Raw genomic sequence first — 15,728 nt, 5'->3', positions numbered from 1 at the left:
CCGCTGCCGCCGCTGACCAGCCCGGCCATACCACCCCGCACGCACCACCGAACCACGATGACCCAGCGGACACTCCGGGATTTCCATACCCAGAATCATATCCACGCTAAGCGACATAGGACATATGCTCTAGTTATGAGCGAGTGTCCGATCGAGCAGCCGGCTGGCGACGCGGTGCGCCCGCCGTTGCGGCTGGCTGGCGGATCACCGTTCTCGAACGACGAGCACCGGCAGCACGGGATGCTGCTCGGGCGGTTCGAGGCGGCTGACGATCCATCGATGGGATCACTGCTCTACGCCGCCGTGGTGACACAGCCGACGGCTGAGCTGACCGACAGCGGATGGCTGGATCGGCTCGAAGCCATCACCCGGCTCGAGGCGAGACTCCAAGCGCTGAAGGCGGAGGCCATCGCGGGCCTCGACGATGCGATGCAGGGCGTATCGGCCGACCTTGGCCACCGCCAACCCGAGCTCGGCGACCGGGCCGCGGCTCCGGGCGAGCGCCGTTGGATTGCCGGTGATCTGCGGTCCGTCTCGGACGAGGTCGGGCTAGTACTCGGCATGCACCGCGGTGCCGCGACCACCCGGATCCACAACTCCTGCGAGCTGGTACACAACTTTCCCGCCACCCTGCGGGCCTTGGCTGACGGCGATCTGACCGAGCGGGCCGCCTTCAGCATCGTGTCGGAGCTGTCGGTCATCGACGAGCCGGACGAGAGGCGAGCGGCTGAGGACGCCGTACTGCGATGGGCCCGCAAGTACCCGCTGCATCGGATCAAGAAAGAAGCTCAACGCGAAGCCGCGCGCCGTTGCCCGTCGGGCGTCGACAAGGCCCACAAGAAGGCCACTGAAGAACGTTCCGTGCGAATGGTGCCCAGCGAGTTTGGGACCGCCGATCTGATCCACAACCAGGACGCGGTCGACGCGGCCGCCGTGATGACCAGCCTGTCGCGCGCGGCGACCCGCCTGCGCCGCCAGGGTGATCCCCGCACCTTCGACCAGCTCCGCGCCGACATCGCCCTCGACCGGCTCCTCCCCCGCACCAAGCGCGCCGACAACAGCGAGAATCCGGCGCCCGCCACTGACGCGCCTATGGATGCTGAGGCTCCGCAGGACACGCCCGCCAGTGCGGAGACGGCGGTGGGTGCTGAGGCGACGGTGGGTGCTGAGGCGACGGTGATCATCCATGCCACCGCGGCGGAGCTGCGCGCACTCCTTGAGGACCACCCTTCCACCGGCGGCGAGGCCGAGGGCTTGGGTCCGATCCCCCAGAACTCCCTCCGGAAGCACCTCACCAAGACTCTGGCGCGGGCACTTCTCCCTGAACTGTCCACTAGAGACACCGAGGCACCCGGCACCCTCAAGCCCACCCGTCTGGCCGCGGCCGCAATCCGTCTCCGGATCATCGACCAGCCGCCGCCGAGCAATCCCGACCGGTACGTCCCGTCAGGTGCCCTGGCTTCTCACGTTCGGTGGCGAGATCAGCTCTGCCGGTTCCCGGGCTGCAACCGGCCTGCCGAATTCACGGACATCGACCACCGCACTGCCTACACCGCCGGCGGTCGCACGACCGCGGCCAATCTCCATTGCCTCTGCCGCCATCACCACCGCCTCAAGCACGAGGGCAACTGGAGCACCACCCGCAACCCCGATGGCAGTCACACCTGGACCAGCCCCACCGGTCGCCGGTACCGCGAGGAACCGCCCGATTGCTGGATCCATGGTTCTCCCTAGCCGCGGCCCCGGAGAGCGGGGTGCTCGGCGATCACCGTGTGACTGCCTGGGTCGATCTCGGTGAACCCGGCGTCCTGGACGACGGGAAGGCCACTCGCCAAGAGTTCCTTCCATCGGGCCGGAGTCGCCGTGCGAACCGCGAGCGCGAAGCCCGCCTCGCACCAGGCCTTGCGGGCCACGTCCGACAGGTCGAACCAGGCCAGGTGAGCTCCGTGGCCGACCTGCGCCATCGTCTTGCCGGTGGACATGGTCAGGCCGGGGTTCACCCACAGCACCGGTACGCCGGCCGTCGGTGCGGGCGGCTCCTCCGCCTCCTCCAGATCGGTGCCGGCGACCTGGAGCTTGGCCAGGTCCTTCGGCACCTCGTCGACCGGCACCGGCGGAAACACCCGTACTACGGCCGCCGCGCCGGTCACCGTGATCCCCGGCAACGCGGCAGCTCGCCGCCACTCGGCACCGCGCGCCCGGCGTACGACCTTGCGGATCTTGGCGTTCTGCCAGTCACGCATCGCGACCGCCCACTCGCCCTCGCCGACCGACCGCTCGTCACCCAGGATCGCCAGCACGGCCCGGGCCGCCGTCTCCAGCGCATCGGTCTGCCCAGGCAGCACCGTCTTCTCCACCTGCAGCACCAGGGTCAGCACGAACTCATCAGAACTCACCCGTCGAGTCTGCCAGCCCGGCCAGATTCCGGCCTGTTAGTTTGGCGGCATGCGGCAGTATCTGGATCTTCTCGACCACGTCCTCACCCACGGCGTCGAGAAAGGAGACCGGACCGGCACCGGAACACTGAGCGTTTTCGGCCACCAGTCGCGCTACGACCTGACCGCCGGGTTCCCCGCGGTGACGACCAAGAAACTGCATCTGCGGTCCGTGGTCGGTGAGCTGATCTGGTTCCTCAGCGGCTCGACCAACGTGAAGTGGCTGCACGAGAACAACATCTCCATCTGGGACGAGTGGGCCGACGCAGACGGCGAGCTGGGCCCGGTCTACGGCTACCAGTGGCGCTCCTGGCCGACCCCGGACGGCCGGCACGTCGACCAGATCGCCGCGCTGATCGAGTCGATCAAGACCAACCCGGACTCCCGCCGGCACATCGTCAGCGCCTGGAACGTCGCCGACGTGGACGGGATGGCGCTGCCGCCCTGCCACACGATGTTCCAGTTCTACGTCGCCGGCGGCCGGCTGTCCTGCCAGCTCTACCAGCGTTCGGCCGACATCTTCCTGGGCGTGCCGTTCAACATCGCGTCGTACGCGCTGCTGACCCACATGGTCGCGCAGCAGACCGGCCTGGAGGTCGGTGACTTCGTGCACACGCTCGGCGACGCGCACCTCTACCTGAACCACCTCGACCAGGCCAAGCTGCAGCTCACCCGCGAGCCGCGTCCGTTGCCGACCCTCCAGCTCGAGAAGCGCGACTCGATCGACTCCTACGAGATCGCGGACGTAGTACTGGATGGCTACGACCCGCACCCGGGGATCAAGGCGCCGATCGCGGTATGACCGTCATCCTGATCGCGGCGGTCGGCAGCAACGGGGTGATCGGGCGGGACAACGACCTGCCCTGGCGGATCCGCGAGGACCTCCAGCACTTCAAGGCGCTCACGCTCGGCCACACCCTCGTGATGGGCCGCAAGACCTACGACTCCATCGGCCGGCCGCTGCCCGGACGGCGTACGGTCGTCGTCACCCGGCAGCCGGACTGGTCGGCCGACGGCGTCGAGGTTGCCGCCGACCTCGACGACGCCCTCAAACTTGCTGAAGGCAACGACCTGTACGTCGCCGGCGGCGGCGAGATCTACCGCCAGGCCCTCCCGTACGCCGACCGCCTGGAACTCACCGAGGTCGCCCAATCCCCCGAAGGCGACGTCACCTTCCCCACCTTCGACCGCACCGAGTGGCGCGAAACCGCGCGCACCCAGCACGACGGCTTCGCCTTCGTCACCTACGTCCGCTAGTTGTTGAGCGGGTCCGTCGTGCTCGCGGACTTGTAGGAGTTGTACAGGGGTTTGGGGGTGCCGTCGGTGTTCAGGAGGTCCATGGACCGGCCGGTATGGGACGCGATCGTCGACTGGTTGGAGAGCCAGACGTCGTGGTCGCGCAACATCGTGAACATGGCGGTGACGTAGAAGTCCGTCCAGGCCTGGTCGTTGTTGCCCGGCCAGTCGAGATCGATCGTGTCGTTCCACTCGGTGTCGGCGAGCTTCAGCTGGTCGGCGATCGGGAAGCCCCGGTCGGTCAGGCCGGCGAAAGTGCTGTCGACGTACGCCTCCAGCTCGTCGTAGAAGGCGCCCCACGAGTCGATCCGCGCTTGGGCGTGGGCCTGGGTGTCGTTCTCGGTCGGCGTGATCAGGTAGGTGTGGGTCGAGATGAAATCGGGCAGCCAGTCGCGGTTGCTGGAGTTGGCAAGGTAGGCGGTCTTGGTGGCGGCGAGCCAGGTCTTCAAGTCGGCCAGGCTGTCCGCGTCACTCTTGGACAGACCGGGTCCGCCGATGAAGATCTGGTGCCCGAGCGTGCGGGCGTACGCCTTCAGCCCGGGCACATTCACCCAGAGCTCGTCGTTGTACCGCTGGCCGGTCATCCCGCAGTAGTGGTCCGGCTCGTTGCCCATCTCATAGAGCTTCACCCGGTCGCCGGCCGTCCGGATGACCCACTCCTGCCAGGCGCGCGACCAGGCGTCGGGTGCGCCCGCGCACTGCTGGTCCCAGATCGGCGGCAGGCCGACGAGCGGCTCGGCGCCGAGGCGGCGGATCCGGTCGATGGCGGCGTTGAACTGCGCCTCGGTCTGGCAGTCGGTCGGCCGCAGCTCGCAAGGCGGCTTCCACATCTGCCACTTGATCACCCGGATCTTGGCGGCCGTGACGTTGGCGCTCGCCGTCGGGTTGTTGACCGCAGTACCGCCGTCCTGGTCCCACGCGCCGATGTGCGAACCGTAGATGAGGTTCTGCGCGTCGAAGAGCGGCCCGCGTGGATCGCCCGCTCCGGTGGTGAAGGTGGAGTTGGCGCCGGAGACCCGCCCACCGGAGTTCTGGCAAGTGAGGCGGTAGCTGTACGTCGTCGCCGCCCGCAGCCCGCTCAGCCGAGCGGACACCGCTCCTGTCGCAGGAGCAGCCGGCGTCGTACCGGAGTACCGCCTGGTGGTGCCGTACTCGAAGGAGCACGTGGTCGCCAGCCCTTGCGGATCCACGGTCCCAGTGACCACAGCCGTCGTACTGCGGACCCCGCGCGCCGGACCCGTGATCGGCACGGGCGGCAGCTCTGTCGGCGCGGTCCAGGTCACGTCATCCAGGTACACCGACCCGGTCCAGCCAGGGTCGTCGACCTCCAGCCCGAGGTGTCGCACGCTGGTCACGGACGGAACCGTCAACGTGATCGCCGTCCACTCGCCGGGCGCGAGCTCAGTCTTGGCCCCGAAGTGCTCGAGGTAGGCGCCATCCGTCACGTAGGGCTTCACCGCGAGCGACTTCGCGCTGCTCGGCGCGTAGACGTGATAGGTCACCACCGAGCCGACTCCGAGCCCGGCCGGCTTCGAAGGCGACCGGAAACCGGGGTACTCCTCGTCTGTCAGGGACAGCGCCAGCGAGCGGTCGCCGCTGTGCGCGACAGCGGTCGAGTTGGTGGGAGTGGCGCCGGCCCAATCCACGCTCCAGCCCTGGAGTGTGCCGTCCTCCCAGTCGAATCCTGAGTTCACTGCGGCGTGCACGGCACGACCCCCGACTGCGGTCAGCAGCACCGCCACGAGCGCGAGTGTGAGCAGGCGACGCCCACCCACTCCACGTTGAAACCGTCTCATCGAGGCCCCCCTCGGTCCATCATCGATCATGGGTGCGTCGGCCGGTCGTGGCAATGCCCCAGCAATTGTCCTGGTCACGGATCGGGGAAGGTGGTCCCTTTGAACCCTGGGAACCGCGTAGATTGTGTGCGCGTCACGGAGTGTGTGACAGGGGATGCGGGCGCGGAGGCTCGCGGCAGGCCACCGGAGGGGAACGACGATGACCGAAGCTGACAACACACAGGGCACAGCAGGGCAGGCGGCGGCACAGGCCGCGCCTGCTCAGTCACCGCTGCAGCCACCCACGGCGACCGCACCTGGACTGATACTAACCGCACCCGCGCCGACACAGCCCGTGGCCGCGACGGCGGCGCCGAGTCTGGCCCCGGCGGTCGACCCGGCCGCATTGCCCGGGCTGGACTCCAAGGTGGACTCGTTCCTCACCTCGCTGATGACCGCCGAGCCGCGCTCGCCGGAGTTCGCGCAGAAGGCCGGCGACGTCCGCAGCATGGGCGACGTCGACATCCGGCACGCCGCGGAGAGCTCGAACCGGCTGCTGCAGTCCCCGGTCAAGGCGCTGACCAGCGGCGGGCTGGCCGAAGGGTCGACGGTGGGCAAGACGCTGCTCGAGCTTCGCCGTACGGTCGAGAACCTGGACCCGAAGGAAGCCACCGGCACCAAGAAGCTGCTCGGGATGATCCCGTTCGGGGACAAGATCGAGGACTACTTCCGCAAGTACCAAAGCGCGCAGGGCCACTTGGACGGCATCCTGCACTCGCTCCGCAACGGTCAGGACGAGCTCGGCAAGGACAACGCCGCGCTGAATCTGGAGAAGCAGCAACTCTGGGACGCGATGGGCCGGCTGAACCAGTACGTATACGTCGCCGAGCGGCTGGACGCCCGGCTGTCGGCGACGATCGCCGAGCTGGAGGCGACCGACCCGGACAAGGCCAGGGCACTGCGCGAGGACGTGCTGTTCTACGTCCGGCAGAAGCACCAGGACCTGCTCGTCCAGCTGGCCGTGTCGATCCAGAACTACCTGGCCATCGACATCGTGATCAAGAACAACATCGAGCTGATCAAGGGCGTCGACCGGGCCTCCACCACGACCGTCTCCGCGCTGCGGACCGCGGTCATCGTGGCGCAGGCGCTGGGCAACCAGAAGCTCGTCCTCGACCAGATCACCGCCCTGAACACGACCACCAGCGGGATGATCGAACGCACCTCGCAGATGCTCCGGGACAACTCGGTGGCGATCCAGCAGCAGGCGGCCTCGGCCACCATCGGGCTGCCGCAGCTGCAGGCGGCGTTCGCGAACATCTACGCCACGATGGACGCGATCGACACCTTCAAGGTGGAGGCGCTGGACAACATGGCCGCCACCATCGGCACGCTGGAGACCGAGGTGACCAAGTCCCGCAGCTACCTGGACCGGGTCGCCAAGCAGGACCAGCGGGTCATCCAGGGCACGCTCGATCTCGGTCGCTGAGCTCTGCATGGCGCTTGGTGCCTTCTTTTCAAGGCTGTCTAGTTTCGCGCGGCTGACGGGTCGCAAGGCGGAGCCGGAGCCTGCGCCGATCCCCCGCGCGCCGACCAACGACGATCTGCTGCAGGCGCTGGTCCGGGTCGAGCAGCTCGTCGCTGACGGCGCGGTACCGGCAGTGGTGGCGTCGCGGGTCAACCGGGTGGTCCGGATCGTCCGGGAGACCATCCCGCGGCTCGGCAACCTCGGCGGCAGCGCGCAGGCGTACTCCGTGATGGCGACGGCGACGGACTACTTGCCGGAAGCAATCGGCGGGTACCTGCGACTGCCCCGGCAGTGGGCGGACAGCAGGCCGGTGGACCGTGGCAAGACGTCGCTGATGATTCTGATCGACCAGTTGGACCTGTTGGGGTCGACGATGGACAAGGTCGCCGATGCGGTGAACCGGGCTGATGCCGCAGCCCTGATCGCCCATGGCCGGTTCCTGCAGGAGAAGTTCGGTACCGGCTCGACTGGCGGCGGCCTCAGCCTCGGCCCGACGGAGGGCCCACTACATCCACCACCTGGACGGGGAGGCGCATGAGCGGCGCGGGGGGTACTCCGCTGCAGGACGCGCTGTCGGCAGTACTGGCTGTGGCTGCACGGGCCGGCGTCGCGGAAGACGCTGCGCGAGCTGAAGCGCTATCGCTCGCCGCCGCCGTCGCCGAGTCAGCGCCCGGCGCCCCGGCCGACTGGGCCTCAGTAACACCCGGTGCAGGAACGCAAGACTTCTTCGACTCAGCGGTACGCGGCAGGAGATGGCGAGGCGCGCCGACCGCCGTGCTGACTGATCTGGTCGCTCAAGGCTCCCCAGAGAAGGTCCCGTACGCCGAGGCGCTGGCCGAGGTCGCCTCAGCAGCCTGCAGCCTCGGCGAGCCGACGATGCGAGTCATAGGCAACGCATCAGTAGCAGCTGCTGCGCAGCTGCAGGCAGCAGGCGCACGGCGCCTGGTAGCAGGTGGGCTGCCCGGCGCAGGCGCCGGAGGCACGGGCGACAGCGAAGGCGTGGCGGGCAGAGCCGCGAGCCCCGTGGGCGCAGGGACAAGCCTGGGCGCCGCAGGCGCAGTTGCCCGCGCAGCGGAAGAAGCTCCGGCTGTGCCGGAGCGGTCGGTTGAGGAGTTGCTGGCTGAGCTGGATGAACTGACCGGGCTACAGAAGGTCAAGCGGGAGGTGCACCGGCAGGTCGCCGTACTACGGGTTGAGAAGCTCCGGTCCGAGGCAGGGCTCAAGAGTCCGACAATCACCCGGCACCTGGTGTTCACCGGCAACCCCGGCACCGGCAAGACCACAGTCGCGCGGCTGGTCAGCGGCATCTACAAGGCGCTCGGTCTGCTCTCCAAGGGACAGCTGATCGAAGTAGACCGCTCCGAGCTGGTAGCCGGCTACCTGGGCCAGACGGCGACCAAGACCGCCGACGTAGTCGCTTCCGCGGTCGGCGGGGTGCTCTTCATCGACGAGGCCTACAGCCTCACCGCCGGTGAGCTCGGCGCCGACCAGTACGGCCGGGAAGCCGTCGACACCCTGGTCAAGGAGATGGAGGACCGGCGGGACGACCTGGTCGTCATCGTGGCCGGTTACCCAGAACCGATGGAGGACTTCATCGCCGCGAACCCAGGCCTGGCCAGCCGGTTCCGGACCACGATCGCCTTCGAGGACTACACCGACGACGAGCTGACCGACATCCTCACCGGGCTCACCGAGGGTGCCGACTACGAGCTGACCCCGAACGCGCTGGACGAGTTCAAGGTCATTCTCGCCTCGACCCGCCGGGACCGCTCGTTCGGCAACGGTCGGTTCGCGCGGAACATGCTGGAGGCCGCGATCGGCCGGCACGCCTGGCGGCTGCGCGACGTGACGGCACCGACCACCGAGCAACTGCGTCAGATCCTGGCCGAGGACCTGACCGACGAAGAACCCGGCCAGCAGCTCAGCACCGACCCTGATCCAGGGCCCGAGCAAGGAGATACGGCGTGACACAGACAGCCAGTGCGCCTCCCGCGACGAGGTCGCGGACGGTTCCGCCGGTCGCGGCGCCGGGTGCGCCGACGCTGCCGGCCTTTCCGCAGCAGCCCAAGGGCCGGATCGCCAGCTGGTTCGAAGGTACGCCGGGCCGGATGCGCGCGTTCCTCATCGTGGCCGCGCTGGTCAGCGTGGTCTTCGGTCTCGCCGCCGCGCAGGGCTTCAACGAATCCGACGGTGCCCTGCAGCGCGCCGAGGCGAACACTGCCCAGCTGGTCCGGATCCAGGCGATCCACACCAACCTGGTCAGCGCCAACGCCGACGCCACCAACGCCTTCCTGGTCGGCGGCCTGGAGCCACCGGCTCAGCGCCAGCACTTCACCGACTCGATGACGACCGCCGCCAAGCTGATCTCCGAGGCCGCCACCGCGCAGCCCGCCGACCAGAAGGCGCTCGGCGAACTCAACGTCACGCTGCTCACCTACCAGGGCCTGATCGAGCAGGCCCGGGCGAACAACCGGCAGGGCCTGCCGCTCGGTTCGCAGTACCTGAAGGACGCCAGCGCGACCCTGCAGGACGACTCGCTGCCGGTGCTCAACGAGCTGGTCAAGGCCAACCAGGCGCGCGTCGACACCGAGTTCGACGGCATCGGCCGAGGGATGATCTGGCTGATCGTCGGTGGCCTGGTCGCGCTGGCCGTGCTGGGCCTGTCGCTGTTCTGGCTGGCCAAGCGCACCCACCGCTACGTCAACGTTCCGGTCGCGGCAGCGGCGGTACTCGTGCTGCTCACCATGGCCATCGGCGGCGGCCAACTCGCGGGCGCATCGAGCAGCGCCAAGGACACCCGGAACATCTCGTACGCGGATACGCTGGCGCTCTCGCAGGCCCGGATCGCGGCGTACGACGCGAAGTCGAACGAGAGCCTGACGCTGATCGCCCGTGGTTCGGGCACCGCGTTCGAGGAAGCCTGGAAGGAGTCCGCGGCCATCGTCGACCAGCGACTGGCCCGGGGCGGCTCGACCAGCCCGGCGGCGGCGCGCCAATGGAACGCCTACAAGACCGCGCACGCCAAGATCCGCCTCCTCGACGACGACGGCAAGTGGGACGACGCCGTCGACCTGGCGATCGGCACCGGCGCGTCGACCTCCAACTCGGCCTTCACCGCCTTCGACAAGGCATCCGGTGACCGGCTCAACGATCTCAGCGACGCGACCCAGTGGGAGCTGGGCTCCGCCGGCGCGAACCTGGGGCTGCTCGGCTGGCTAGGCCTGCCGATCGGGATCGTCGCCGCCCTGCTCGCCGCCTGGGGAATCTCCCAGCGACTGGAGGAGTACCGATGAACAAGACCCGCCTGATCGCCGGCTCACTCGCCCTCCTCTTCGCCGCGACCGCCTGCGGCTCCAGCTCGTACGACGCGACGCCGCTGCCTGTCAAGGAGACCCCACCGGCAGCCAAGCCGGCCGCGCCGCCGGCGCAGGACTGCGCAAATCCGCTGCAGTCGTACAGACCGGACGGTCCGCTGCCACTACCGAACCAGATGCCGGCCGGCAGCACGATGGCCCGGATCCATTCCTACGGCAGGTTGGTCGCCGGTGTCTCCGCGGACAGCCTCAACCTGGGCTCTCGGAACCCGATCACGGGGGTGATCGAGGGTTTCGACATCGACATGATCAACGCCGTCGCGGCGGCGATCTTCGGCACCGCGAAGGGCCACGTCGAGCTGCGGGTCATCTCCAGCCCTCAGCGGTTGCCCGTGCTGAAGGCGCCCCGGCAGCCCGGAGCGGTCGACATCGTCGCTCGCAACATGACGATCAACTGCGCCCGGTGGAAGGAGATCGCGTTCTCCGCGGAGTACTACCACTCCGGTCAGAAGCTGCTGGTGCAGAGCAACATGACGAGGGTGAAGAGCCTCGCCGACCTGAGCGGCCAGAAGGTCTGCGCGCCGGCCGGTTCGACCAGCCTGGAGAACCTGATCAAGGCGAACCCGAAGGTCATCCCGGTCACCGCCGACACCGACACCGGCTGCCTGGTGCTGTTCCAGCAGGCCAAGGTAGTCGGCATCACCGGTGACGACACCGTGCTCGCCGGCGAGGCGGCGCAGGACCCGTACGCGATGGTGATCAAGGCGCCGCCGTTCAGCGCTGAGCCTTACGGCCTCGGCATGAACTCCGGTGAAGTCGACTTCGTGAAGTTCGTGAACGGCGTGCTGGAGAAGATGAAGGCCGACGGCAGCTGGCAGCAGTCGTACAAGACGTGGCTCGAGCCGGCCCTCGGCAAGGCCGTGCCGCCGCAGCCACTCTACGGCCGAGGCGACTAATGACAGTAAGAACCCCGACGGCCACCGCGCCGCCGCCTCCGGGGCGGATCGGCAGCAGCATCCCCGCGAAGGATCTGCTGGCGTTCCTCGACGCCCTCGGCACCTGGCGCGACCGGCGCCGCGCCGAGCTGGACGAGCTCGACCAAGCCGCCCTGCACTCGGCCGACGCCGATGCCCTGAGCGGCGACGTCGTGCTGGCGATGGCGGTCTGGAAGGCGGTCTCGGACCGGTACGAGCTGATCCTCGTCACCTGGGACTCCGGCCGGGTCGGCCCGACCGAGACCGAGCGGATCTCGACCCTGATCTGGGGCGGCCTGGACACCGGCGGCGCCGCTGGCTCGCTCGCCGTTTCGTTGCCTGAGGCATGCACTTTGTCGGACGCGCTGGCATCCACCCTGCGGGCCAAGCTCGCGCTCGAACCCGGTGACGCCGACCTGGCCGCGCGGTTGCGCCAACTCCGGGTCCAGGTGGAGCGGATCAAGGACCTGGTCGCGATCGAGCCCGCCGCGACCAGAAACGCGGCGATCGCTGAGCACCACGATCTCGACCGCCGAGTCACCGACCTGACCGAGCGCGCCAAGCGCGGCGCCGATGTCGGCGGGCTGATCGGCCCGCTGGAGATCGATGCCGCGCACAACGAACGCGACCTGATCGTCGGCGCTGCGACCCGCCGTGAGCGGGCCGCCGACGTCGCCCGGGCACGCGAGGTTCGCCACGAGCTCGAAGCGCAGGGACAGGCAGTCCGGGCACTGGCCGACAGTTGCGTCGCCGCGGTCACGCCGGCGCCGCGACTCGCAGTACCGGATGTCACTGCGTTGGGGCCGATACCGAACACTCCGGCTGAGCTGGAGAAGTACCTGACCCGGCTGGACGCAGTACGGCGTGCGCTTGGGCAGGCGCAGACGGCGTACGGCGCCGCGCTGGAGCGTAGAGACGAGTTGGCCGGGCGGCTGGACGCGTATCAGGTGAAGGCCGGCAGCGTCCCCCGGAGCAGTGGAACCACCGAAGACCTGGCCGAGCTCTATCGACGCGGCCGTGAGGTGCTCGACGCCAAACCAGTGGACCTGGTGAGGCTCGGCGCGCTCGTGGCGGCGTACCAGACGTATCTGGGAGTGACGACATGACGACCATCGCCTGCGCACAGCCGGGCTGTACCGGCACGATCCTGGACGGGTACTGCGACGTCTGCGGCTCGCCTGCTGGAGAAGCGGCTGCAGCAGCACCGGACCCCATCAGCACGGCCTCCACGGTCTCCCGTGCCTCCAACCGGCTGGCCTCGATGCCGATCGGCTCGGCCCGGGCCACCGCGGCCGGCTCCAAGCTGACCCGCAGGCTCGGTACTTCGTCCACGCGCCTGCGCGGGGCGAGGCTGGGCGCCGGCCTGACCCACGTGCCGCCGATCCCCGCGATCGACGCCGGCAAAGCGATCCTGGCCAACCCGATGGTCCCCGAGGACCGCCGCAACTGCCCCAACTGCGGCAACGCGGTCGGCCGCTCGCGCGGCGACCAGCCGGGCCGGACCGAGGGCTTCTGCCCGAAGTGCCGCAGCCCGTTCTCGTTCTCGCCGAAGCTCAAGGCGGGCGACTTGGTCGGCGGCCAGTACAAGGTGGCCGGCTGTCTGGCCCACGGTGGTTTCGGCTGGATCTACATGGCCCAGGACCAGAACGTGTCCAACCGCTGGGTGGTGCTGAAGGGTCTGCTGAACTCCGAGGACCCGGACGCCGTCGCGGCCGCGATCGCCGAGCAGCAGTTCCTGGCCCGCGTCGAGCACCCGCTGATCGTCGAGATCTACAACTTCGTCACCCACGACGGCGCCGGCTACATCGTGATGGAGTACGTCGGCGGCACCTCGCTCAAAACCCTGCTCAAGCAGCGGATGGCGGCCAACAACAACTCCTACGACGCGTTGCCGATCGACCAGGCGATCGCCTACCTGCTCGAGATCATGCCCGCGTTCTCCTACCTGCACGACCTCGGCCTGGTCTACTGCGACTTCAAGCCGGACAACATCATCCAGGTCGGCGACGCGGTGAAGCTGATCGACATGGGCGGCGTGCGGCGGATCGACGACATGGACTCGGCCATCTACGGCACGGTCGGCTTCCAGGCACCCGAGGTGGCCGAGGTCGGCCCATCGATCTCCTCGGACATCTACACGCTCGGCCGGACGCTGTGCGTTCTCGCGTTCGAGTTCCGCGGCTACCAGTCGAAGTACGTCGGCACGCTGCCGCCGGTCGCCGAGGTACCGCTGTTCCAGCAGTACGACTCGGTGTACCGCCTGCTGGTGAAGGCCTGCGCGCCCGACCCGGCCGACCGGTTCGTGTCGGCCGACGAGTTCCGCGTCCAGCTTCTCGGCGTACTGCGTGAGGTGGTCGCCGACAAGCAGGGCGTCAAGGCTGCTCAGCACTCCACCTCGTCGATCCTGTTCGGCAGCCCGGGTGACCGGGCGGCCGGGCTGGGAGACGCGGCCGAGCCGTGGCGGCGGTTGCCGTCACTCGCGACGGACAACAGCGACAAGATGGCCGGCTGGCTGAAGACCGTGAGCGTCCCCGACGCCGACAAGCGGCTCGAGCTGCTGGTGGACGCGCCGGAGTCGTCCGCGCAGATCCTGCTGGAGATCGCCCAGACCGCCCTGGAAATCGGGCCGTCCAAGTACGACATGGTCGACACCGCGGTGGCGGACCTGCTGGCCGCCGACCCGTGGGAGTGGCGGGCGGTCTGGATGTCCGGGCTGGTCGCACTGGCTCGCAATAACGCTGCTGCCGCGCAGTCGGCCTTCAACGCGGTCTACGGCCAGGTGCCGGGTGAGTTGGCGCCCAAGCTCGCACTGGCCGTGTCCTGTGAGATCAGCGGCGAGTTCGACGTCGCGGAGGGTCTCTACCTCACCTGCGCTCGCACTGACGCCAACTACATCGCCCCCTCCGCCTTCGGCCTGGCGGCGATCCGGTCGCAGCGTGGCGACCTCGATGGCGCGGTCGGCGCATTGGACCTGGTGCCGCCGACCAGCGGCTCGTTCGTACGGGCCCGGCGGCTGCGAGCCGGTCTACTGGCAGGATCGGGACGTGGACTGCCAGCGCTGGCCGAGGCGATGAGCAACATCGAGAGCGTGACGATCGACCCGGTCGACCGGGCGAACCTGACCGCGAACATCTTCCAGACCGCCCTGGACGAAGTACTCGGCAAGGGTCCGCAGCCCGGCCTGAAGATCGCCGGGCGGGAAGCGGTCGAGCCGGACCTGCGGGCCGGGCTCGAAGCGGCCTACCGTGAGCTCGCCGGGCACGCGCGCAGCCGGCAGGAACGGATCGCCCTGGTCGACCTGGCCAACGATGTTCGAGGATGGACGATGCGATGACGAGTACGACCCAGACGGTCTGCCCCAGCTGTGGCGGGCCGATCTCCCAGGCCGATCACTTCTGCGAGGCATGCGGGGCTGAGCTCACCCCTGCTACCCCAGCCACGCCGGCGATCGACACCGACACCGAGCCGACGGTGGAGCTGAACCCGGCCGCCGCTCGCGGCGCCGAGGCGGCTCCCGGCCCCTGCCGCTCCTGCGGCGGGACGATCGGCCCCGACGGGTACTGCGAGACCTGCGGGACGAAGGCCACCAAGCCGCGCGACCACTTCAGCGAGCAGCCCGCTCCTTGGGTGGCGGCCGTGTGCGACCGCGGGATCCGGCACAGCCGCAACGAGGACGCCGTGGCGATCGCGGCCGACCCAGAGCCGGGCAGCCGCGCGCTGCTGGTGGTCTGCGACGGGGTCAGCTCGTCGCTCGACTCCGACGTGGCCAGCCTTGCCGCCGCCCGCGCCGCGCGCGACGTACTGGAGGCTGGGAACGCGCAGGGCATGGGTACTGAGTCCTCCCGGATCAGTGCGGTCGTCGCACGGCTCAAGGCTGCAGCGGATGCCGCTAGCGACGCCGTACTGGCGAACACTTCGCCGGACAGCCCGAACCCGGCTTCCTGCACCTTTGTGGCCACAGTGCTCGAGGGTGACCTCTTGGTGGCGGGCGTAGTGGGCGACAGTCGTGCGTACTGGTTCCCGGACAACGCCGAGGCCGTTGCGCTCACTGTGGACGACTCCTGGGCCGCCGAGCTGATTGCGACCGGCGTACCGCGGCATGAAGCCGAGACCGGCCCGCAGGCTCATGCGATCACCCGCTGGCTCGGCAAGGACGCTCCGGACCACACACCCCGTACTACGTCGATGAAGGTGGTTGGGCCGGGTTGGCTGATGGCCTGCTCCGACGGCCTGTGGAACTACTGTTCCGAGGCGGCACCGCTGGCCGACCTGACGCGTCAGACCGCCGCCGCCCACAACGGCGACCCGCTGGCCACCGCGTCCGCCTTGGTCGACTGGGCCAACGCCCAGGGTGGCCAGGACAACATCACCGTCGCACTCGCCCGTATCTGATCGACACTGCTCTG

Annotated in this window: 13 protein-coding genes; 11 read left to right on the top strand and 2 right to left on the bottom strand. The window is 68.9% G+C overall.

The window, feature by feature from the left end; translation table 11 throughout:
* Positions 1-135 precede the first annotated feature (135 nt).
* On the top strand, positions 136-1,734 hold the full coding sequence (locus A3ES_RS0137800) for an HNH endonuclease signature motif containing protein (protein ID WP_020392042.1): 1,599 nt from the start codon (positions 136-138) through the stop codon (positions 1,732-1,734).
* On the opposite strand, the gene A3ES_RS0137795 is transcribed toward A3ES_RS0137800, so the two are convergent.
* Complete coding sequence (locus A3ES_RS0137795; RefSeq protein WP_020392041.1) at positions 1,731-2,396, bottom strand: peptidyl-tRNA hydrolase; 666 nt, start codon at positions 2,394-2,396, stop codon at positions 1,731-1,733. The genes A3ES_RS0137800 and A3ES_RS0137795 overlap by 4 nt on opposite strands.
* A 49-nt stretch (positions 2,397-2,445) precedes the next feature.
* Here A3ES_RS0137795 and A3ES_RS0137790 point away from each other — a divergent pair, with 49 nt between their 5' ends.
* The gene (locus tag A3ES_RS0137790; protein WP_020392040.1) at positions 2,446-3,237 is read left to right on the top strand and encodes a thymidylate synthase; all 792 of its coding nucleotides are present in this window, start codon (positions 2,446-2,448) and stop codon (positions 3,235-3,237) included.
* Positions 3,234-3,692, top strand: coding sequence for a dihydrofolate reductase (locus tag A3ES_RS0137785; RefSeq protein WP_020392039.1), 459 nt, complete (start codon positions 3,234-3,236; stop codon positions 3,690-3,692). Before A3ES_RS0137790 ends, A3ES_RS0137785 begins: the two co-directional genes overlap by 4 nt.
* Here A3ES_RS0137785 and A3ES_RS0137780 read toward each other — a convergent pair.
* Positions 3,689-5,527 carry an alkaline phosphatase D family protein gene (locus A3ES_RS0137780; RefSeq protein ID WP_157630965.1) on the bottom strand — a complete coding sequence of 613 codons (1,839 nt, stop codon included), beginning with the start codon at positions 5,525-5,527 and terminating at the stop codon, positions 3,689-3,691. The two genes, A3ES_RS0137785 and A3ES_RS0137780, sit on opposite strands and share 4 nt — an antisense overlap.
* 334 nt (positions 5,528-5,861) lie before the next feature.
* On the opposite strand from A3ES_RS0137780, the gene A3ES_RS0137775 reads away from it, so the two are divergent.
* Genes A3ES_RS0137775 through A3ES_RS0137740 form a run of 8 tightly spaced genes read left to right on the top strand, consistent with a single transcriptional unit; the run spans position 5,862 to position 15,714 of the window.
* Positions 5,862-6,995 (top strand): toxic anion resistance protein, encoded by a 1,134-nt coding sequence (locus A3ES_RS0137775; RefSeq protein WP_020392038.1) that lies wholly within the window; start codon positions 5,862-5,864, stop codon positions 6,993-6,995.
* Positions 6,996-7,002: 7 nt separating this feature from the next.
* Positions 7,003-7,572, top strand: coding sequence for a hypothetical protein (locus A3ES_RS49850; RefSeq protein ID WP_020392037.1), 570 nt, complete (start codon positions 7,003-7,005; stop codon positions 7,570-7,572).
* Positions 7,569-9,002, top strand: coding sequence for an AAA family ATPase (locus A3ES_RS0137765; protein WP_020392036.1), 1,434 nt, complete (start codon positions 7,569-7,571; stop codon positions 9,000-9,002). Before A3ES_RS49850 ends, A3ES_RS0137765 begins: the two co-directional genes overlap by 4 nt.
* A complete protein-coding gene (locus A3ES_RS0137760) occupies positions 8,999-10,327 on the top strand; it encodes a hypothetical protein (protein WP_020392035.1) in 1,329 nt (442 codons plus the stop codon). The genes A3ES_RS0137765 and A3ES_RS0137760 overlap by 4 nt, the downstream gene beginning before the upstream one ends.
* Positions 10,324-11,304, top strand: a complete 981-nt coding sequence (locus A3ES_RS0137755) for a glutamate ABC transporter substrate-binding protein (RefSeq protein WP_020392034.1) — start codon at positions 10,324-10,326, stop codon at positions 11,302-11,304. The genes A3ES_RS0137760 and A3ES_RS0137755 overlap by 4 nt, the downstream gene beginning before the upstream one ends.
* On the top strand, positions 11,304-12,428 hold the full coding sequence (locus A3ES_RS0137750; RefSeq protein ID WP_020392033.1) for a coiled-coil domain-containing protein: 1,125 nt from the start codon (positions 11,304-11,306) through the stop codon (positions 12,426-12,428). The genes A3ES_RS0137755 and A3ES_RS0137750 overlap by 1 nt, the downstream gene beginning before the upstream one ends.
* Entirely contained in the window at positions 12,425-14,656 is a 2,232-nt protein-coding gene (locus A3ES_RS0137745; protein WP_020392032.1) for a serine/threonine-protein kinase, read from the top strand. Before A3ES_RS0137750 ends, A3ES_RS0137745 begins: the two co-directional genes overlap by 4 nt.
* Positions 14,653-15,714 carry a PP2C family protein-serine/threonine phosphatase gene (locus tag A3ES_RS0137740; protein ID WP_026163579.1) on the top strand — a complete coding sequence of 354 codons (1,062 nt, stop codon included), beginning with the start codon at positions 14,653-14,655 and terminating at the stop codon, positions 15,712-15,714. The genes A3ES_RS0137745 and A3ES_RS0137740 overlap by 4 nt, the downstream gene beginning before the upstream one ends.
* Positions 15,715-15,728 lie beyond the last annotated feature (14 nt).

This window comes from Kribbella catacumbae DSM 19601, assembly GCF_000372465.1.
GTDB classification, from domain to species: domain Bacteria; phylum Actinomycetota; class Actinomycetes; order Propionibacteriales; family Kribbellaceae; genus Kribbella; species Kribbella catacumbae.
The sequence above is the reverse complement of the archived record's forward strand: the minus strand, read 5'-3'. Positions and strand labels throughout refer to the sequence as shown.